A 19,334-nucleotide genomic window follows, 5' to 3' on the forward strand; every position below is an offset into this window, starting at 1 on the left:
TGGCAAGCACTTATGTGTAAAAATTAGCTGAAGATTTTCCATCAATAAAATTTACGGCAATCTGCAATAGTTCATGTTGCCCGTCGGCAAGCTGCCAGCTTAAAACTTCTTCAATCGGTAAAAAGTGGGTGCTGGTGACGTAAAAGTCTTCCTCGATAGCTTCTGGATAGAATTGGCCTGCCTGGGCGACAAAAATAGACCAGAAAAAGTGGGTGTGTGGGTATGGGTAGTCTGCTGGTTTTGGGTTGAGGTGTTGAAAGTGGATAGTGCCGATAACGGCCGTTTCCCGCACCAACCAACCAGTTTCTTCCAAAAGCTCCCTGTGCAATGTTTCCAAAATCGTCTCCTCTGGCTCCCGCCGTCCACCAGGAATGATGTATGGCTCGTTTTGATGATCCCGAATCACCATCACCTCATCGCCACGCAGCAAAATGGCTCTGGCGGAGCTGATGAGTTTGTCTGGGGGGAGAGTAGTGCAGAGGTAGGTTTGTTGGCGGAGGGGGAGTGGATGATTGTGCCATTGCCAGGTGGGGGATGCGGTGGCAACGGCCGTTTTTCCCTGCAAGAAGTTTTTTACTATGCTTGACACCAAACGACTCCTTCAAAAAAAGCAGGACCCCGAGATGCACAGAGAGAAAAATCTACGCTAATCCGCGAAATCCGTGGCTATTCCCCCGTTCATCATGGCGACAAGCCGCTCCTCCAGCAGGCCGTAGCCCGTGGTGCGTACCTCTAGCGGCAGTTCCAGATAATCCGCTGCTTTTTGCGCCTGGGCAATGAGGTCTGGGTTTGGGTTTTGTGCAAGGTAGACGATGCGTTTGTAGTTGCGAAAGTAATCTTCTTTTAAGTCTGGGAAGCGATCCAGCCCTAGCCCCTTCAAAATGGTGCCCTTAAAGCCACGCACCAAAAAATCGGTGAGGAAGAAGGTGCCAGGCTCCTCGTCCATCAGTTCCTGGAAGGTAGCGCCGCCGTACATTTCGTAGCAGTGCGGGCCGTCAATGCGTTCCAGATTATACTTGGTTGCAAGCTTGTCTACTGCGCCCCGCGAACCACAGTCGCCAAAGCCAATTAGCACCCTGTCGAACCGATCACGAATTTCCAGGTAGCGTTTTTCCACATCCGGGGCGATGCGTTCTGGGTACATATGATCCATTGCCGAAATGCCAAATACCTCGGCGTCCCAGCCGTGTTTTTGCACGATGTCTAAAATTTCGCGGGCCAATGCCCCGCAGAAAATGATGGCTGTTTTCATGGGTTGTCCACAGAAGATGACAGTCACCTGCGAGGTGACTGTCATCTTGGTAGCAAGATATTAAATCGTTCCCGAACGGCCGCATCAACCTCAGCAAGCAGTGGGCTGGGGCGATGGGTTTTGAGTAGCCGCTTCGCCTTGCGCCGGGCAGCTTCGCGCATGTCCAGGCCACCGTCGGCTTGCCAATTGTCGCGGCTTTGGCGATCGGCCGTATGCGGGTAGTAAAATTCGGTGTGCATCAGTTCCAAACTTTGCTGCGTGCCTAAAAAGTGACCGTCACCTTTCACCACCTGCTCAATGACGTCTAGCGACAGCGTTTTGTCAGTCACTTCAATGCCGCGCACCATTCGCATGATGCTGCCGTTGATGTCATCGTCAATCACAAACTGCTCATAGGCAACCGTGAGCATGGATTCCAAAAATCCAGCGGAATGGTGGATGTAGTTGGCACCAGCCAGAGCTGCGGCCAGGCCAGTGAGTCCTTTTTCATACCCGGCCTGCACGTCTGGCAGCTTGGCATCGCTAAGGCCAGAGGAGTTGTAGACGGGCAGATGGCAATATTGGCCAAGCTGGGCAACGGCCGCATTCATCAAGGCAAATTCAGCCGCACCCCCCACAAAGTTGCCCGTCCGCAAATCAGAGACAGAGGGGACGTAGCCCAGGACGACGGGCGTGCCCGGTTTGACGAGCTGGCAGTAAGTAATGCCAGCTAGCTCCTCGGCATGGATTTGCACGAGGGTGCCAGCCAGGGCAGCAGGGCTGGTAGCCCCAGCCTGCGGCGCACTAGAGAGGAAAACGGGCATCTCTTGGCGCACTACCTCGGTGAGTACCTCCACCGTCTCACCGGCGAACCTGAGTGGGCTGACTGTCCAGCTAGTGATGAAAGAGAGAAACGGCCGTTCCCTTAGTTTCTCCCGCCCCCCGGCAATCATCTCCCCTAGCTCCAGAACGTCTAGCAGGGATCGCACCGTGAAGCAGTTGCCCGTGACGTGTTTGGTGGTGTTGCTGAGAGCGGCGTAGTACGTATTCAGGTCTAAATCTTCGCTGGGGATGTCACGAGCAACGCAGGTGCGTAGGTAAAAATGGATGTTGTCCAGCGCGTCCACCAGCCGACCCACGTCGGCCACATCTTGCAGCGTTGTCTCGCGCACCCGCTGGCTAGCTAAATCCAGAATTTTAACGGCCGCACCGCCCGTGCCCATGTAGACGCGCTGCCCACCCAGCCACATGTCATGCTTGGGGTCGCGGCCTGCCAGAAAAACCTCACTTTGGGCGGTGCCTAGCGCATCTTGCACTAGCTGGCGGGGGATGAAAACGCGATTTTTGTGGGGGTCAATGGTGGCTCCGGCCGCTTGCCAGATGTCTCGGCATTCGGATGGCTGAACTTCGATGCCGATACGTTCCAGCACGTCCAGCGCGGCTTCATGAATGCGTACAACGTCTGGGTCGCGCAGCGGCTTGTACCAGCCACCGCTGGCTCCGGGGGAAACGACAGAGGGCAACGGCCGTTTTCCATTACTGTTCTTGTTTTCTTTGCGGCGGCGGCGTTTTCGCGGGCGTGACCCCATGCGTTCGTTACCCTCTGCGGCGGCTGCGACGACGTTGTGGGCGGTTCGGTGTGGCGGCAACGGCCGTTTCCACAAGTTGGCGCTCAATGGGGGCGTTGGCCAGCGCATCCCGCATGGCAACGATGTGGGTTGGCGTACTGCCGCAGCAAGCACCGATTATGCGTGCGCCGTAGTTGCGGACCTTCACGGCGTAGTCGGCCATTACCTCTGGCGTGCCGTTGTAATGCAGGTGCCCATTCACATATTCCGGGATGCCTGCGTTAGATTTAGCCACAAAAGGATAGGTCTGATTGGTGGCGTACATCGCCTGAATGACGGCTTCGATCTCTTCTGGCCCATTGCCGCAGTTGCCGCCGAGGGCAGCCAAATTCATCGCTTTTAGTTCAGTAAATGCTTGCACGGGGGTAACGCCCATCATGGTACGGCCGTTCGTGTCAAAGGTCATCGTGGCTACAATGGGTAGATCGGCGGCCTCGCGGCAGCCCTGCACGGCGGCACGCACCTCGTTTACATCGCTCATCGTTTCGATCCAGAAAATATCCGTGCCCCCAGCGGCCAGGCCTGCTGCCTGTTCGGCAAAGGCGACTACGGCATCTTCGTACCTCATGGCCCCAACGGGTTCCATAATTTCGCCCGTTGGGCCAATGGAGCCACCCACAACCACTGGACTGGTTGCCGCATCTGCCTCGGCGCGGGCCAGTTCTGCAGCGGCTTTATTTAACTCAAAGGCGCGGTCTTGCAGTTTGTGCAGCTTCAGGCGGAAACTGGTGCCGCCAAATGAGTTGGTGAGGATGATTTGCGCGCCAGCTTCGATGTAGCCGCGATGGACGGTGCGGATGCGCTCAGGGTGGAGAACGTTCCACATTTCGGGCGGGTCGCCTTGCTCCAGCCCAGCGGCCATGAGCATGGTACCCATGCCGCCATCGGCGATGAGGTAATCGTGGGTTGCCAAGAGTTGCTCTAATTTGCTCATAACGTTCTCCTCGAAAAGAAGTCACAAGGTGCTAGCTTACCGCTTTTGGTGGCAATGTCAAACCTTGCGCTCAAAAATGTTGGCTCACAGGTAAAAAGTGTGCATCAATGTGACAGTCACTTCTGAAGTGACTGTCACATAAAGGCAATTCACACACATTTCATAGATGAGCCAAAATGTTATGCTGAGGCGCAGGCGGATTGAATTTGTGGGATGTAGTTGGGAATTAGACTTACCCTCACCCCAGCCCTCTCCCTCAGAGGGAGAGGGAGCCAATTCCCTCCCCTTGGCAGGGCTGAGGGGAGGACATGTTTAGAGGGTTGAAAAAAGAATAGCTCATCAAGGACAATTCTGATGTGTTCCAAAACGTCAGAAGGAGGCCAAAATGAGCTATCCAGTACTTTATCAATGGAATCAAACAATCGCCAGCCAATTGCCTTGTCTCAATAGCTGGCAAGTCGATAACGTCGGCTTGTTTAGCCTGGGCATCATGCGAGCAGAAAGCTGCCAACAGCAACAGATTGCCCGCCAGGTTGCTACAGGCGAGAGGGTCGAAAGTTGTGCCCGTCGCTTGCGACGTTTTCTGGACAACAAACGTTTTCCTCTGCAAGCCTTCTTCAGCCAATGGACAGCCTGGATTGTCAGCCAGTTGCCACCAGGCAAGCTTTATCTGCTGGTGGATGAGACAAAGTTGCAAGACCGCTTGGCTGCCATGGTGGTTGGCGCTGCCTGGGAAGGACGTTGTATCCCTCTGGCCTGGCGTTGTTATATTGCCAACAATCATGACCAGTACCCAGCCGAGGGGCAAGTTGGCATGGTCACAGCCCTGTTGCAAACTGTCAAGAAGGGCATTGCAGCAGACAGAAACGTCGTGGTGTTGGCTGACCGAGGGATTGGGACATCTCCTGATTTGTGTCAGGCTGTGGCCAGCTTGGGTTGGTGCTATCTGTTTCGCGTTACCAGCATGACCAAAATCTGCACCGAGGCAGGCGATTTTGCCATTGCCAACATGGTACAGGCTGGTCAACAGTGGTCGGCTGATGGACTCGCTTTCAAGCAGCGCGGCCGGTTGCCAGCAACCGCACATGCGATTTGGAGCGCAGGCTATGACCAAGCATGGGCGTTGGTAACCAATGACACTACGCTGACTGGCTTTGAGTATGCCAACCGCAATTGGCAGGAGCAAAGTTTCCGCGACCTCAAAAGCGGTGGCTGGCATTGGGCAGACAGTCGGATTAGTCATCCAGACCATATGGATCGTCTGCTTGTTCTCCTGGTGGTCGCCTATGCTTGGTCGCTTGCTTTGGGAAGCGTTGCGGTTTCGCAAGGTCTTGCTCAACCAATGCAGCGTCATGCAGACGGCCGTATACGTCGTCATTGGAGTTTGTTCAAAGAGGGGCTTCAATTCTTCTTTGAGTTTGTTTTGAGACATAACCATTTTATCAATTTACAATTTACAATTCTTGCCCGACCCTAGGCTTGCCTGAAAAGGTGTCCTCCCCTCAGCCCAGGGGGGGGGTGAGGACTACGAGCGAATCGCGCTGCGAGTGCTGTGATGGGACGGTTCCATTGATCCCGAGATTGTGAGGAGTCACTGGAAAGAAAAACGGCCGTTTCTATGACAAGAAACGGCCGTTTACTGAAACTGTCGGGGTGACCGGATTTGAACCGATGACCTCTTCGACCCGAACGAAGCGCGCTACCAACCTGCGCCACACCCCGAAAAAAGCTATTGTACCAATTGTAAAATAGTTGAAAAGATTATGGGCTTATTGAGTATTGTGAACCCACGACCTCTTCGACCCGAACGAAGCGCGCTGCCAAACTGCGCCATGCCCCGAACAGTTGAGAATTATAGAGTAAGCGAAGGAGTTTGCAAGTGGCAAGTAGAAGGTTGCAAGTTATCTTTGCAGCACAGGCCACTTGCATACTTGCTGCCTGCACACTTGCCACCCCCACCCTGTTCCCCTTTTGCAACCCCTCTGTGCTACACTCCCATTCCTACAATTTTTACAAACAGGAGCTGAACATTCATGCGATTTCAAGATAAAGTTTGCGTCATTACCGGTGGCGCAGCGGGGATTGGCCGGGCAACGGCCGTAAAATTTGCCGCTGAAGGGGCTACCGTCGCATTTTGCGATCTCAACGAGGCCGATGGGCAGGCGCTGGCTGCTGAATTGGGCGAAAAAGTACACTTTACGGCCGTAAACGTCGCCGATCGGCAAGCGGTGCAAAGTTGGCTGGAGGATGTGGTGGCAAAGTACGGCCGTATAGACATCCTCATCAACAATGCAGGCATCACCCGCGACGCCCAGTTGGTGAAGATAAAAGATGGCGAACTGGTGAAGCAGATGGGCGAAGACGCCTTCGATTTAGTCATCAGCGTTAATCTGAAGGGCGTGTTTAACTGCACCCAAGCTGCCGCACCATTTATGATTAAGCAGGGCGGTGGCGTGATCCTCAATGCCTCCTCCGTGGTGGGATTGGATGGCAATTTTGGGCAGACAAACTATGTAGCTACGAAAGCGGCCGTGGTGGGCATGACCAAAACGTGGGCGCGGGAGCTAGGCCGCTACGGCATTCGCGTCAACGCCATCGCACCGGGCTTTATCGCCACAGAAATGGTGGCCAAAATGCCAGAAAAAGTGCTGGCTGGCATGAGAAGCCACACGCCAATCGGCCGTCTCGGTGAGTCAGAAGACATTGCCAACGCCTACGCCTTCCTCGCATCCGACGAAGCCAGCTTTATCTCCGGCACCGTCCTCCGTGTGGATGGCGGGATTGTAATTGGTACATGACCGGTATTCGGTAATCAGTGATCGGTAATCCGATTACTGCTCGCCGATAACGGATTACGGATAAATAATGAAAAGATACGCCCAAATTCTATCCACCGGCCGCTATGTGCCGGAGAAACTGTTGACCAACGCTTATTTTAATGAATTGTTTCCTGAACGAAACATTGATGCCTGGTTGGTGAAAAATGTTGGCATCAAAGAACGCCACATCATGGCGGAGGATGAGACGACCAGCGATTTGTGTCTGCACGCCAGCCAGCAGGCACTCGAACGTGCCAATCTCACCCCGGAGGATGTTGATCTCATCATCGTGGCCACGGATACGCCTGATTATTTTAGCCCAGCCACAGCCACAGTGCTGCAATCCAAGCTGGGTGCAGTAAACGCGGGTACCTTTGACGTGAACTGTGCTTGTGCGGGCTGGGTGACGGCTTTGGAAACGGCCGTTCGCTTCATCACCACCGACGACGAGACCAACAATGTGCTGGTGGTTGGTGCCTACGGCATGAGCCGCTTTGTGGATTACACCGACCACAAAACCTGCACCCTCTTTGCCGATGGGGCAGGGGCGGTGGTGGTTGCTGCCAGCGACAAACCGGGCTTTTTGGCAGGCAAGCGGCTGGCGCGTGGCGACTTGTACGACGCGCTGGGCATCTACACAGGCGGCGTGGCCTGCCCCGTGACCCCCGCCGATGAAAACAACGGCATCCCCCGCGTCCAGTTTGTCAAGCGGTTTCCCGCCACTTTCAACTCAGACAATTGGCCGCCGCTCATTAAAGGGACGGTCGAAAAAGCGGGTCTCACCCTCGACGACATTGATCATTACTACTTCACGCAGCTCAATCTGAACACGATTAAGCAAATCATGGAGATTCTGGAACAGCCGCTGGAAAAAACCCACTGGATCATGGACAAATGGGGCTATACTGGCTCCGCTTGCATTCCCATGGCGCTGGACGACGCCATCGAGCAGGGGCGTGGCCCCAAGCCAGGGGACAAGGTGCTGTTCATCGCCAGCGGCGGTGGCATTTCGATGGCGTGTAACGTGTGGGAGTGGACCGGTCATCAGTAATCGGTGGTCGGTAATCGGTAAACAGTTGCCGATTACGGATAATCGATTACCGATAACGGAATACGGATTACGGAAAAATGTACATCGGCGATTACTTGAGACGACGGGCAATTTATTCGCCAGACAAGTTGGCAATTGTAGATGCGGGCAAGCAGCCAGAATTGCGTCTGACTTATTCCCAAATGAACCTGCGAGCCATCCGATTAGCCAATTGGCTGCAATTTGAGGCAAATATTGGCAAAGATGACCGCGTGGCAATTTTGGCGCGGGATGGCGTGGAGCATCTGGATACTTTTTTTGCCTGCGGCAAGCTGGGTGCTATTCACACGGCCTTGAATTGGCAGCTGCATTGGCGTGAATTGGCCGAAATCATGGCCAACACCACGCCCAAGTTGCTCATCTATTCAGACGAGTTCAGCGAAGTGGTGACCCATCTGCAAAATGACCCACAAGCGGCATCGCTGACCCATTTTGTGCATTTGGAGGGGGAGGGCGTGCCGAGTAGCGTTTTGTTTGCAGAAGCGATGGCAGCTGGGGCAGAAACAAGCGTTACCACCCCAACCCTCACCGAAGAAGACATTGCCGCCCTCATCTTCACGGGCGGCACAACGGGACTGCCCAAAGCGGCGCAGGTTTCCCACCGCATGATCGCCTGGAACACGCTCAACACCGTCATCCACGATCTGCACCACGACGATGTGTACCTGAATGTTTTCCCGCTGTTCCACACGGGCGGGCTGTTTGTGTACACCCTGCCGCAAATCATTTTGGGCGGCACTGTTATCCTGGTTCGCCAGTTTGATCCGGTGCAGGTGCTGGATTTGATTGCTCGTGAGCAGGTGACGGTCTTTGCGGGCGTGCCGACGATGTATCAGCTATTGACGCAGGCTGAGAATTGGGAAACGGCCGTACTCACCTCGCTCCGTTTTTGCACCAGTGGGGGCGCCCCGCTGCCCGTGCCGCTGGTAGAAAAATACACCCGCGAAAAGAAAATCAAGTTCAAGCAAGGCTTCGGCATGACGGAGTTTGGCCCGGGCATCTTTGCTCTGGCCGCCGAAGACGCTATTCGCAAGGCAGGCAGCATTGGCCGCCCCAACTTTTATGTGGATGCCCGCGTTGTGGACGACAATAACCAGCCCCTCGGCCCCAACCAGATTGGCGAACTGGTGCTAAAAGGCCCCAGCGCCTCCTCTGGCTACTTCAACAATCCAGCAGCCACCGCCGAAGCAATTGACGACGAAGGCTGGTTCCACACGGGCGATCTGGCTCTCTATGATGACGATTGGTATTTCACTATCAAAGATCGCAAAAAGGATATGTACATTTCTGGCGGTGAAAACGTCTATCCAGCGGAGATTGAGAAGGTGCTGTACGCGCATTCTGATGTGCAACTGTGTGCCGTGGTGGGCTTGCCAGACCCGAAGTGGGGGGAGGTTGGCTTGGCTTGCGTCGTCCTGAGGCCAAATTCAACGACGACAGCCGAGGACCTCATGCAGCAAATGCGGGATAATTTAGCACCGTACAAAGTGCCAAAGCGTGTCGAAATTATGCCGGAGCTACCCATCTCCGGCGCGGGGAAAATCCTCAAGCGGGAGCTGCAAAGCAGATTCTCTGAAACATAAACGCATCCCCCTCCCTAACCCTCCCCCAAAGGGAGAGGGAATCTGATCCCCCCTCCTTTTTGGTGTTTAAAAAATAAAACGGGTAATGGTAGGGGCGCACACAGGGGTGCGCCCAAACTTGGGCAGACACGGGGGTCTGCCCCTACCGAAATTGGGCTTTTTCTCGTTATTTTTATCTGGAAACGGCCGTTTCTCATCTACAATACAGTCCAGCCAACTTCGTACATCAGGACTTACGCAATGAAGACTACAAAAGTCTTGTTCACACTGGATTTCACATCATTAGCCCAAGACTTTTGTAGTCTAGCCAAATGCGTAAGTCCTAACATGAAAATATTGTGAGTTCCGTAACTGTTTTGTAACGAAACCCACCTGTTAAGTAGTCTGTGGCGTAATGGAGAAAAAAGAACGGCCGTCCATGTCCATAAAAAAAAGCATCATCGCCGCCTCAATTCTTATTCCAATTGGCGGGCTAATCTTTTTTGCTTTGGTTCCCGCTGCCGATCCTACCTTTGAAGCCCCGGTCTTTCATTTTCACATCGTTACATTTTTTACGTTTGCGGCGGTGGTCGCAGCTTACTTGGTTGGGTTGGTGCTGGGTCAGGACAGTGCGCCGCGTCATCGTCTGCTGGCGACGGCGTTTGTGGTCATGGGGAGCCTCTTTTTTATCCACGGCATACTTACCCCAAACGTTATTACGACAGAACTTAATCCCGGCATTCGCTGGGCATCCTGGTTTACTTTTTCTATTGGTGGTCTGATTTTTCTCATTGCCGCCCAAGATCGGCCTGGACGACCATTGTCTCCAGATCGCGTTCGATCAACCCATGTGGCGGCGGGGGTTTTTACGGCCGTTTTTGCCCTTATCGTCTTTTTTCGCCCTAGCTGGTTGCAAGCCATTGACAATGTGGCCAATCCTTGGCATGCGCTGGTAGCCTTCTTATTTACCTTTACCATCTGGAGTGCCGCCGCTTACGCGCTGTGGCAGGTTTGGCGGCATACCCAAGACCAGGTTGATGCCGTGATGGTCTTGATTTCTGTTTGGCTGGCAATCGGCACGGTGAGTATGCATTTGTTCGATTTGTGGCTGCTCAGTTGGTGGCTGTACCATCTGCTGCTACTCATGGGGGCAATTACGGCCGTTGCCGTTCTCATTCAATCGTATGAACAGCTTCGCCGCTTTCGGCTAACCTACTACTACCTGGCGATTGGGCTGATTGCCACGGCTGCACTGGCACTATGGGCTTCCCATTTGGTGGCCGAATTTGTGCAAAAAGGCATCTATCGTGAAGTTGAAGCAATTTTGATGCAGACAGGCATTCTGCCTACTGAGCTACCAGACATGACGCAAATGGTGATCAACGCCCGCATTACCGGACTGTGGGCATCTGGCTTGGCCATGGGGACGCTCTTTGGCGCACTGATGGTCATCGTCAACCGCGCGGATAGGCTGATCTTGCGCCGCACGAACGAGTTAGCCCAGGCCAATGTGGAACTGAAAGCTGCCGAAGCCCTGCGTGACGACCTGACCGACATGATTGTCCACGATTTGCGAACGCCGCTCACCACGCTCAACCTTAGCCTCGATTTGCTGGAACGGACGCTCCAGGATGAGTCTAAAGTGGCGCAGCGGCAGCGGTTTGTGCAGGCGGCTAATCGCTCGGCAGTAGATTTGCTACAGCTCGTGAATCAGCTATTGGACGTGGCGCAGTTGGAGGCAGGGCAGTTACGGTTGAACCCATCTGAGAATTCATTGGTTGAACTTTTGCAGGAGAAAGCGGCCGTTTTCCAACCACAAATCGTTTCTAGCCAAAAACACCTCACCCTTGCACTGCCGGAAAACTTACCCCCCGTCGTCATTGACGCCGATCTGATTGACCGGGTACTGGACAATTTGCTGAGTAACGCTCTGAAGTATACGGAATCGGGTGGACAAATTACGTTGCGGGCACAACAGATTGGCAATAAGCTGATGGTGGCAGTTGCTGATGATGGTGAGGGGATAGACCCGTCGGTGAGCAGCCAGATTTTTGACAAATTTTATCAGGTGCGAGATGGAAACGGCAAGCCCCTGCGGCAGGGAACCGGGCTGGGTTTATCTTTTTGCAAGATGGTTGTGGAGGCACATAACGGCCGTATCTGGGTTGAAAGCCAGCCAGGAGAGGGCAGCACCTTTTACTTCACGCTTCCCTTTGCTCAGAATGGACTATCGCCGAATTTACAAGCTAACGGCGATGACCCAAAACGCACAGCAGCCACAAAAACACCAAGGCGCACCACGAAGAAATGAAAACAGCCAACCTCCTGCAGGCTTGTTCTCCAGATAGAACCTGCGGAAGGATTATTTACTCATGTTACGCAGTCCAAGACTACAAAAGTCTTACTCAGTCTGGCAACCGCCTGAAATACGACCAAGACTTTTGTAGTCTCCCTAGACGAAGTGCGTAACATGAGTTATTTACACAGGTGGCTGGAAAGCCAGTACAGTCATTGTGCCGTAAATGAAGGCTACCACACCCAGCACAGCGGCGGCTCCAGCCAAAATCTTTTTGTATTGGGCAATTGAATCTGAATCAGTCAACACCACGTAAACCCCCGTCAAGGCGTGCATCAATACAAAAAAGAGGAAGGCAATATCAATTGCTTTCCAGACGGGGCTTGCCATCCGCTCAATAATCCGGCTAAAGTCAATATGGCCGGGTGGATAATGCACCACAACCATGTGTACTGTCATAAAAAATATCAACGCAACCGCGCTAATTCGCTGCATTCTGTATACTCGCATCTCTTTTCTCCGTGTTTTCTCTGTGTAACTCTGTGTTCCGCTTTTTTTTCAGAGGAGCCTGTTTTCTTAATGAGTTGCTGCGCCGACTTCTTCCAGGAAAAACAAAATGATGGGCACACCGCCAGCAATTAGCACCAGGATGAAGGTGGCAAACATGGCGTAGAACATGCTTTTACGGTATTCGGTAATGTGGAAGTAATCTACAATCAAAATCCGAATGCCGTCAAAACCGTGATAGATAACCGCCGACAGTAGCAACACCTCTAGCAGTTTGAAAATAGGTGCATTCACGACGGCCATTCGGGCATCAAATGCCTCTGGCCCGGCGTTTACGGAGCCAATGACCCAAATGTGCATAAATAGATAGATTGCCAGCGCCACGCCAGAAATGCGCCGCAAAATAAAACTGATAAACCCTGTCGTTTTATACATAAGAATCTCCTGCTACCGAATCACGTTCAGCGGAATTGGTTCGTTAATGGTTTCCTGACGCGCTTGGCGAGCTTCTTCAAATGCCATTCGCTTCATTGCTAAGCCGCGCATGGCTTCAATTGCTTTTGTGGGATCCAAGCCTTTGGGACAAGCATCTATACAGTTGAAAATGGTGTGGCAGCGGTAAACGCCCTGATCGCCGCCAACTTCTGCTAGCCGCTCGGCCGGAATGCTGTCGCGGGGGTCTAGAATGCGGAGGAAGGCTTTTAGCAGTGCCGCTGGGCCGATGTAGTTTTTGCTCATTGCCGTCACGGTACAGGCTGAGTAGCAAGCCCCGCACATAATACATTTTTCGGCATTGTTCAGGGCTGCGACCTCCTCTGGAGAGACGCGGAACTCTCTTTCTGGCACGGTCTCTGGTGGCACTAGCCATGGCTTTACGCGTATATATTGTTCCCAGAATACTGAGCGATCCACAACGAGGTCTTTGATGATCGGTAGGTAGGGCAACGGCCGTATCGTCACCCGCCCCTTTCTGTCCAAATGCTCACGCAAAGGCTGGTTGCACACCAACATATTCTTGCCGTTAATATTCATCGCGCAGCTGCCACAAATAGCATGGCGACACGAACGCCGGAACGTGACGCTACCATCCTGAAACGACTTAATCGTTTCCAGTGCGTCTAAAATTGTGGTTTCCGGCGTGACTTCAATTGTATATTCATCCAAATACGGCTTCCTGTTTACATCGGGATTAAACCGCTGAATGCGGACGGTTGCTGTTTTTGCTTGTCCATTTTGTACCATATCATTTCTCCGTTTAAACAATGGGGAAATGAATAATGAATTGTGAAGTAAAAATAGTCTTCACAATTCACAATTCACAATTTAATACTTCCTCTCCTGCGGTGGGAACCGATCCCAGAAAATCGTTACATCTTTGTAACTCAAATCTGGTGCGCCATCTTCTTTTTTGTGTGCCAGCGTGTGCTTCAGCCATTGTTCATCATCCCGCTTGGGGAAGTCGGTGCGGGAATGTGCCCCGCGACTTTCTGAACGGGCTAAACCGCTGGCCACAATTACCTCGCTGAATGTGAGCAGATGATCGGTTTCAATCGCTGCCAGCAAATCAGTGTTGAATCGCTTGCTTTTGTCCATGATGCGTGCGTTCTTGAAACGTTTTTGCAATGCTTTCACTTCTGCTAACGCTTCACGCATCCGCTGTTCATCACGGAATACGCCACATTTATTGGTCATCAGCGACTTCAGTTCAAGCGCGATTTCGGCAACCGACTCAGCCGAACCGTTCAGCGAATCATCTGTAAAGCGATCAATTCGCGCCTGGTTTTTGGCAATCGGGTCGCTATTTACCGGATACAGTTCTGCACCATTTTGAATAAATTCTGCGATGGTGCGTCCGGCTCGCCGTCCAAAGAGCGATGCCCCTAACAAACTATTGGTTCCCAACCGGTTTGCACCGTGTACACTCACGCAAGCACATTCACCAGCCGCATAGAAACCAACCACTGGCGTGTTGTCTGCATCGGCAATGACCTGCCCTTCAGAGGTAGCGGGAATGCCGCCCATGCTGTAGTGTGCCGTTGGCTGGATGGCAACTGGCTGCTCAATAATGTCAACCCCCATAAATTCCAGAGCCAATTCACGCACTTGGGGCAACCGTTCCAAAATCTTTTCGGCACCGAGGTGGGTCATGTCCAGATAAATACCTTGCTTATCGTCACCAACACCACGACCTGACTCAATTTCGGTTTGCTCTGAACGGGAAACGAGGTCACGTGGGGCGAGCTCCATTTGCCCAGGCGCATAATTTTCCATGAAGCGGTCGCCGTCGCTGTTGCGAAGGTAGCCGCCTTCGCCTCGGCACGCTTCACTCATGAGGATGCCTTTGCCGTAAAGCCCGGTAGGGTGGAACTGGACAAATTCCATGTCCATCAGCGGCACGCCAGCGTTGTAGGCGATGGCGACGCCATCACCCGTGTTTGCGGTGGCGTTGGAGGTGATTTTCCAGGCACGGCCGTATCCACCCGTACCAAACATCACCGCCTTCGCCCGCATTACGTGCAGTTCACCCGTCAACACGTCCATAGCCACCACCCCACGACAAACGTTGTCTTCAAGTATTAAGTCCAGGCAGTACCATTCGCTGTAAAAGTGGACGCCGTGGCGCAGTGCCTGTTCGTGGATGGTGTGCAGCAGCACGTGGCCGGTGTAGTCGGCGGAGTAGTTGGCGCGGGGGGAACTGTGACCGCCAAACCGCCGCTGGGCGATACGGCCGTCCTCCAACCGACTAAACACGCAGCCCATATGCTCATACTCGTAAATGATCTCCGGTGCTTCCTTCACCATAATTTCGATGGCGTCTTGATCACCTAGCCAATCTGAACCTTTCACCGTGTCGAACATATGCAGTTCCCAGCTGTCCGGTGCTTCTGCCCCGGTGGGAACTGGCTCCAGCGGCCCACGTGGGCCAGTGTCGGCTACAGGGCGCACGTTGCTCAGCGCGGCGGCTATGCCACCTTGCGCCGCGCCGCTGTGTGAGCGCAGCGGGTGGATTTTGGACAGGACGCCAATATCTTTGACACCCATCTTGCCAGCCGTCATGGCTGCCCAGGTGCCTGCTAAGCCAGCCCCAACAATAATGACATCATGGGTAATTGCTTCTGCCATGAGATTTCTATCCTCTTCAACTATTTTAGATAATCAACAATGGTTTACTGCCTCAACTGCATAAAAACGGGTGTTTTTTGTTGTTTACGCCAAGGGACAGCTAACTATGAATAAATACAGTCCCTATGGTCAACATTTTGAGGGGAATCGAACAGTGTCAGAGGTCATGTATTGACAATGACAATCTACGGCGACTGGGGAAATTATGTGCAGAGGCAACGATTTACTGATTATGATGTGCTATTTTCGGCAATTTCGGTGAGTTCCAGCCAGCGCAGTTCGGCCGTTTCCAAATCTTCTTTGGCCTGCTCCAGTTCATTCACCAATGGTTGCAACCGTTCATAATCAGAGCCAATGTCGTTGATTTGGGCGGAGAGCGCGGCGATCTTTTCGGTGAGCGTTTCTATGGTGGATTCGGCCGTTTCTAGTTCGCGCTGTTCCTTCCAGGTGAGCTTGCGGGGGCGGGGAGAAGAGGCTGGTTTGTTAGTTGCTAGTTTGTTGGTGGTTGGTTTGGGGGTGGGTGTGGCTTCTTGTTCGCGGAGTCGCTGGTAAGTTTCGTAGGGGGCGGGGTAGCGCGTGCCTAAAACGCCATCTTCAAAGCTGATGAGAAAATCTACATTGCGGTCTAAAAAGTATCGATCATGGCTAACGACCACCAGCGTACCGGCAAATTGGTCGAGAAACTGCTCTAGCACGGTGAGGGTTTGCACATCCAGGTCGTTGGTGGGTTCGTCTAAAAAGAGGACGTTGGGCTGGCGCACCAGCGTTCGCAGCAGGTAGAGTCTGCGCCGTTCGCCGCCGCTGAGGCTGCCAATTTTGGCACGCTGCTCTGGCCGGGTGAAGAGAAACCATTCCAGCATTTGGGCCGCTTCAAGGCGTTCGCCGTCTTTGGTGCGGATAAGCGGGGCGAGATCGCTGATGAAATCGAGCAAGGTTTTGTCGTCCTGCAAATCTTCGCTTTGCTGGTCGTAGTAGCCCAGCTCGACGGTTTCGCCCCAGCGTACCTCGCCGCTGTCTGGCGCGGTTTTGCTGGCCAGCACGTCTAGCAGGGTGCTTTTGCCCGCCCCGTTTGGCCCAATGATGCCGATACGGTCGCCGGAGTCTAGCTGCAAATCCAAATTTTCAAACAGGGTGAGTTTACCGTAGCTTTTGCTGAGATTGGTGGCTTCCAGCACCCGCTTGCCCAGCCGCCGACTGGCCAGTGCCAACGCCACCCGCTGGTCGCCTTTGTCATACTTGATGGTTTGCAGCTCGGCGATGCGCTGTTTGCGGGCTTTTTGCTTGGTGGTGCGGGATTGTGCGCCACGCTGTAGCCAAGCAAGTTCCTGGCGCAGCAGGGCTTGTCGTTTACTTTCGGCCGTTTTTAGCTGGTCTTCACGGGCGGCGCGTTGGTGGAGGTAACGGCCGTAATTCCCCGAATAGCTCACCAACTCCCGCCGATCCAGCTCCACAATTTTGTTGACGATGCGATCCAAAAAGTAGCGATCATGCGTCACCATCAGCAGGGCGGCGGGCATGTTGAGCAAAAATTGCTCCAGCCAGCTAATCGTCTCGGCATCAATGTGGTTGGTTGGCTCGTCCAGAATCAGCAAATCGCCCGGGGCAATGAGGCCACGCGCCAGGGCTACGCGCTTCTGCTGCCCGCCGCTGAGCGTGCCAATTTTGGCCTGGAAGTGGGTAATGCCCAGCCGCGTTAAAATCGCTTTGGCTTCGGCTTCCGCTTGCCAGCTTTGAGTTCTGTCCATTTCCTGGGTAACTTGGGCAAATTGGGCTTGCAAGTCGGCATCGGTTGGGTCATTTTGCAGCAATTGGCTAACAAATTCATACTGGCGCAGCAGCCGCAGTTGGGGAGCGTCGCCTTGAAAGATGTAGTCGAGAACGGCCGTTTCCAACGGCAAATCCGGTTCCTGCGGCAAATATTGAATGCTCACGCCGCCCCACACGGTGATTTGCCCGTCGGCTGGCGTTTCCAGGCCAGCAATGAGCCGCAGCAGCGTGGTCTTGCCAGAGCCGTTGCGCCCAATCAGCCCAATGCGATCCCCCTCGTTGATGAGGAGGTTAATAGAATCGAACAGGATGCGATCGCTGTAATGGTGGGTGACGTTATCAAGGCGAACGAGATTCATGAGTTACTACAAACGAGAAATATTTATCCGCAGATTAACGCAGATTGAAAGAAACAAATCTGCGTTAATCTGCGAAATCTGCGGATTGTTTTTGTTTAGGGAGTGCTGCGGTTGCGTGCCACATCCAGCCCTTTGCGGGCGAGTTTAACAGCAAGTCCGCCACCTGGCACGAGTAAATCTATAGTGTCGGCTCCCACATCAAACAAGAATTCAGGATCGAGGAGCTTGCCCATGTATTGCTGGAACGTTTTGCCGTCGGTGCGTAGCTCACTGGTGACGGCATCGTACTCCACGATGGCCTCTTTTTGCTTGCTTTTCCAACGATATTGGAAGGCGTAGACAGGATGATAATACAAATCCACATTGGCAATTTCAACGGCGTCTTCCAGGATGGTGTCTGCCTGAATGCTTTTGAGCACTTCTAGCAGCACATCGCGAACGATGGCGGAGGCACGCGCCTGGGCAGGCACAACAATGGCACCTTTTTTGCCCAGCTCTTCCAAATGTTCTGGCGGCACTTCGTTAGCGGGGTGGTTGAGGTATTGGTTGAGGGTGTCATCTGGCTGGTTGGTGTAGCCGTTGATGAAGCGGATGCGCTCGGGCTCTTCGCGGCAATGTTCAGTGAGGGTGAGGTGGATACGGCCGTCCCGCACTACAAACTCCTTCTCATCTAAACTCACCGACCGAACTTCATTGCCAGAAAGGGTGATGAGGTATTCTCGCCGCCGCTCGTAAACGTACCGGGCGCGGCACACAATGTGCCAAAATGGCTCGTAGCGATGCTCTTTATAGATGAGTTCAAAATCGCTGTCTTTGGGGCGCTGTAAAAAGCTGGCTACCTTCACCATACGGCCGAATGCGTCTACCTTCTTCTCCCAGGCGCGACCTTCTGCTTGTTCCAAACTAAGCTGTTCTTTGAGCAAAAAGGCACGTTCGTCTGCTAGTGTGATGTCCATTGTCTATGCCTCCAATTATTTAGCAACGAATTAACGCGAATTTTCACGAATTTCTTTTTCGCGTTAATTCGCTGCAAAAATCTTTCTGGTTTATCCGGGTTAGGATGGTTCAGTTCCCCCTGACTTAAATTTCGCTGTGCTCCACATCGAAGACGTGGGAATGCAGGTTGGCGATCCACTGCTTGCCCTCTTGGGTTTTGCGTAAATAGTGGAGGGCGTCTTGGATATGCGGCCGTACCACATTCCAATAAAACTTGGTGAAGTTTTGTCGCATGTGGCCGGGGCTGGTGTAGCCGATACGCACATTTTCGCCCGTCTCTTCAAATTCATAAAAAAGTGCCGGAATTTTGCGTAAATAATCAGGATCGCCTAGCTGCCCAATGAAATCCGCTGCCCGAACGAGCGCCGCAAAGCTTTTGGTCTCTTTGTAAAATGGATCGTCGCTGGGCACGGGGAAGCGGGTCATTTCGATGTAGCTGGCGATGGTTTTGGCATCCACTTGGCTGACCAAGGCGTTGCCAAAACGCTCCGTTACAAACAGTTTACTGCGATTGACGTGGTAAGGCGTAAGGGCGGCGTCGGTACTGCCAAAGGGAAGCTCTACGGTTTCACCATCGATGCCAGTGGCATATCTGCCATTTTTGTCTTGAAGGCAGACGCCTTTGACGTAGCCAATGTCGTGGCACAGCAGAGCCATCATGAAGTGCAGCCAATCGCTGGGCGTGATGCCGCCTTCGCAGAGATGCTTACCTTTGAGGATGGCCTGCCCCACGAGCGTCACCATGATTGTGTGATCCACGTTGTGATAAAGCGCATCTGAATTGGCGATATTTTCCAGCGCCAACCGCCCCGTCCATTCCAGGATGTTAGCGTTTTGTGGCTCCATGAGGCTGTAGGTTTGCTGGTACGCATCCTTCAGGGCTTTCACAAAATGTTCGATCATTAGGCTCTGCAAATTAAGCATCGTGATAATTCCATTTGGATTTTAGGTCGCAAGGTTTTATTAAGATACAACCCAACAGGGGGAATGTCTAGCAAATGGGGCAAATTATGGGTGAAAAA

General features: G+C 53.1%; 16 protein-coding genes and 1 tRNA gene. 5 read left to right on the plus strand and 12 right to left on the minus strand.

Annotated elements, in window-relative coordinates:
* Positions 1-10: 10 nt before the first annotated feature.
* From ACOQPM_RS23810 to bmt, 4 genes are read right to left on the minus strand one after another with little or no spacing between them, the layout of a single operon-like run.
* Complete coding sequence (locus ACOQPM_RS23810; RefSeq protein ID WP_420630888.1) at positions 11-589, minus strand: NUDIX hydrolase; 579 nt, start codon at positions 587-589, stop codon at positions 11-13.
* Positions 590-646: 57 nt separating this feature from the next.
* Complete coding sequence (locus ACOQPM_RS23815; protein WP_420630889.1) at positions 647-1,252, minus strand: DUF1638 domain-containing protein; 606 nt, start codon at positions 1,250-1,252, stop codon at positions 647-649.
* Positions 1,253-1,293: 41 nt separating this feature from the next.
* A complete protein-coding gene (locus tag ACOQPM_RS23820; protein ID WP_420630890.1) occupies positions 1,294-2,928 on the minus strand; it encodes a trimethylamine methyltransferase family protein in 1,635 nt (544 codons plus the stop codon).
* Positions 2,828-3,793 (minus strand): betaine--homocysteine S-methyltransferase, encoded by a 966-nt coding sequence (gene bmt / locus ACOQPM_RS23825; protein WP_420630891.1) that lies wholly within the window; start codon positions 3,791-3,793, stop codon positions 2,828-2,830. The genes ACOQPM_RS23820 and bmt overlap by 101 nt, the downstream gene beginning before the upstream one ends.
* 385 nt (positions 3,794-4,178) lie before the next feature.
* Here bmt and ACOQPM_RS23830 point away from each other — a divergent pair, with 385 nt between their 5' ends.
* Positions 4,179-5,270 (plus strand): transposase, encoded by a 1,092-nt coding sequence (locus ACOQPM_RS23830; RefSeq protein WP_420628758.1) that lies wholly within the window; start codon positions 4,179-4,181, stop codon positions 5,268-5,270.
* 171 nt (positions 5,271-5,441) lie between these two features.
* On the opposite strand, the gene ACOQPM_RS23835 is transcribed toward ACOQPM_RS23830, so the two are convergent.
* Positions 5,442-5,515: transfer RNA gene (locus tag ACOQPM_RS23835), tRNA-Pro, on the minus strand.
* A gap of 311 nt (positions 5,516-5,826) precedes the next feature.
* Between ACOQPM_RS23835 and ACOQPM_RS23840 the strand changes: the two genes are divergently transcribed.
* The 4 genes from ACOQPM_RS23840 (at position 5,827) to ACOQPM_RS23855 (ending at position 11,575) form a co-directional block, all read left to right on the plus strand.
* A complete protein-coding gene (locus ACOQPM_RS23840) occupies positions 5,827-6,591 on the plus strand; it encodes a glucose 1-dehydrogenase (RefSeq protein ID WP_420630892.1) in 765 nt (254 codons plus the stop codon).
* A 67-nt stretch (positions 6,592-6,658) separates the two neighbouring features.
* Complete coding sequence (locus tag ACOQPM_RS23845; protein WP_420630893.1) at positions 6,659-7,663, plus strand: 3-oxoacyl-ACP synthase III family protein; 1,005 nt, start codon at positions 6,659-6,661, stop codon at positions 7,661-7,663.
* A gap of 77 nt (positions 7,664-7,740) precedes the next feature.
* Positions 7,741-9,285 carry an acyl-CoA synthetase gene (locus tag ACOQPM_RS23850; protein WP_420630894.1) on the plus strand — a complete coding sequence of 515 codons (1,545 nt, stop codon included), beginning with the start codon at positions 7,741-7,743 and terminating at the stop codon, positions 9,283-9,285.
* A gap of 394 nt (positions 9,286-9,679) precedes the next feature.
* The gene (locus ACOQPM_RS23855) at positions 9,680-11,575 is read left to right on the plus strand and encodes a sensor histidine kinase (protein WP_420630895.1); all 1,896 of its coding nucleotides are present in this window, start codon (positions 9,680-9,682) and stop codon (positions 11,573-11,575) included.
* A gap of 168 nt (positions 11,576-11,743) precedes the next feature.
* Here the strand turns inward: ACOQPM_RS23855 and ACOQPM_RS23860 are convergent, their stop codons facing one another.
* The 7 genes from ACOQPM_RS23860 to ACOQPM_RS23890 form a co-directional block, all read right to left on the minus strand.
* Positions 11,744-12,070, minus strand: a complete 327-nt coding sequence (locus ACOQPM_RS23860) for a hypothetical protein (protein ID WP_420630896.1) — start codon at positions 12,068-12,070, stop codon at positions 11,744-11,746.
* Between the two features lie 66 nt (positions 12,071-12,136).
* Complete coding sequence (gene sdhC, locus ACOQPM_RS23865; protein WP_420630897.1) at positions 12,137-12,502, minus strand: succinate dehydrogenase, cytochrome b556 subunit; 366 nt, start codon at positions 12,500-12,502, stop codon at positions 12,137-12,139.
* Positions 12,503-12,514: 12 nt separating this feature from the next.
* Positions 12,515-13,309: a succinate dehydrogenase/fumarate reductase iron-sulfur subunit gene (locus tag ACOQPM_RS23870; RefSeq protein WP_420630898.1), complete on the minus strand. Its 795-nt coding sequence runs from the start codon at positions 13,307-13,309 to the stop codon at positions 12,515-12,517.
* 81 nt (positions 13,310-13,390) lie between these two features.
* A complete protein-coding gene (locus tag ACOQPM_RS23875; RefSeq protein WP_420630899.1) occupies positions 13,391-15,190 on the minus strand; it encodes an FAD-binding protein in 1,800 nt (599 codons plus the stop codon).
* 230 nt (positions 15,191-15,420) lie between these two features.
* A complete protein-coding gene (locus ACOQPM_RS23880) occupies positions 15,421-17,316 on the minus strand; it encodes an ABC-F family ATP-binding cassette domain-containing protein (RefSeq protein WP_420630900.1) in 1,896 nt (631 codons plus the stop codon).
* A 95-nt stretch (positions 17,317-17,411) separates the two neighbouring features.
* Complete coding sequence (locus tag ACOQPM_RS23885; RefSeq protein WP_420630901.1) at positions 17,412-18,272, minus strand: hypothetical protein; 861 nt, start codon at positions 18,270-18,272, stop codon at positions 17,412-17,414.
* A 124-nt stretch (positions 18,273-18,396) separates the two neighbouring features.
* Positions 18,397-19,236, minus strand: coding sequence for an Npun_R2479 family HD domain-containing metalloprotein (locus ACOQPM_RS23890; protein ID WP_420630902.1), 840 nt, complete (start codon positions 19,234-19,236; stop codon positions 18,397-18,399).
* Positions 19,237-19,334 lie beyond the last annotated feature (98 nt).

It is taken from the genome of Candidatus Leptofilum sp. (assembly GCF_965223525.1).
In the GTDB taxonomy this organism is placed as follows: Bacteria; Chloroflexota; Anaerolineae; order Promineifilales; family Promineifilaceae; genus Leptofilum.

Coding starts and splice junctions, on each gene's coding strand:
- ACOQPM_RS23815 (WP_420630889.1), bottom strand. CDS start 1,252: ATGAAAACAGCCATCATTTTCTGCGGGGCATTGGCCCGCGAAATTTTA.
- ACOQPM_RS23840 (WP_420630892.1), top strand. CDS start 5,827: ATGCGATTTCAAGATAAAGTTTGCGTCATTACCGGTGGCGCAGCGGGG.
- ACOQPM_RS23885 (WP_420630901.1), bottom strand. CDS start 18,272: ATGGACATCACACTAGCAGACGAACGTGCCTTTTTGCTCAAAGAACAG.
- ACOQPM_RS23845 (WP_420630893.1), top strand. CDS start 6,659: ATGAAAAGATACGCCCAAATTCTATCCACCGGCCGCTATGTGCCGGAG.
- ACOQPM_RS23855 (WP_420630895.1), top strand. CDS start 9,680: ATGGAGAAAAAAGAACGGCCGTCCATGTCCATAAAAAAAAGCATCATC.
- ACOQPM_RS23850 (WP_420630894.1), top strand. CDS start 7,741: ATGTACATCGGCGATTACTTGAGACGACGGGCAATTTATTCGCCAGAC.
- ACOQPM_RS23880 (WP_420630900.1), bottom strand. CDS start 17,316: ATGAATCTCGTTCGCCTTGATAACGTCACCCACCATTACAGCGATCGC.
- ACOQPM_RS23830 (WP_420628758.1), top strand. CDS start 4,179: ATGAGCTATCCAGTACTTTATCAATGGAATCAAACAATCGCCAGCCAA.
- ACOQPM_RS23890 (WP_420630902.1), bottom strand. CDS start 19,236: ATGCTTAATTTGCAGAGCCTAATGATCGAACATTTTGTGAAAGCCCTG.
- ACOQPM_RS23860 (WP_420630896.1), bottom strand. CDS start 12,070: ATGCGAGTATACAGAATGCAGCGAATTAGCGCGGTTGCGTTGATATTT.
- sdhC (WP_420630897.1), bottom strand. CDS start 12,502: ATGTATAAAACGACAGGGTTTATCAGTTTTATTTTGCGGCGCATTTCT.
- ACOQPM_RS23875 (WP_420630899.1), bottom strand. CDS start 15,190: ATGGCAGAAGCAATTACCCATGATGTCATTATTGTTGGGGCTGGCTTA.
- bmt (WP_420630891.1), bottom strand. CDS start 3,793: ATGAGCAAATTAGAGCAACTCTTGGCAACCCACGATTACCTCATCGCC.
- ACOQPM_RS23820 (WP_420630890.1), bottom strand. CDS start 2,928: ATGCGCTGGCCAACGCCCCCATTGAGCGCCAACTTGTGGAAACGGCCG.
- ACOQPM_RS23870 (WP_420630898.1), bottom strand. CDS start 13,309: ATGGTACAAAATGGACAAGCAAAAACAGCAACCGTCCGCATTCAGCGG.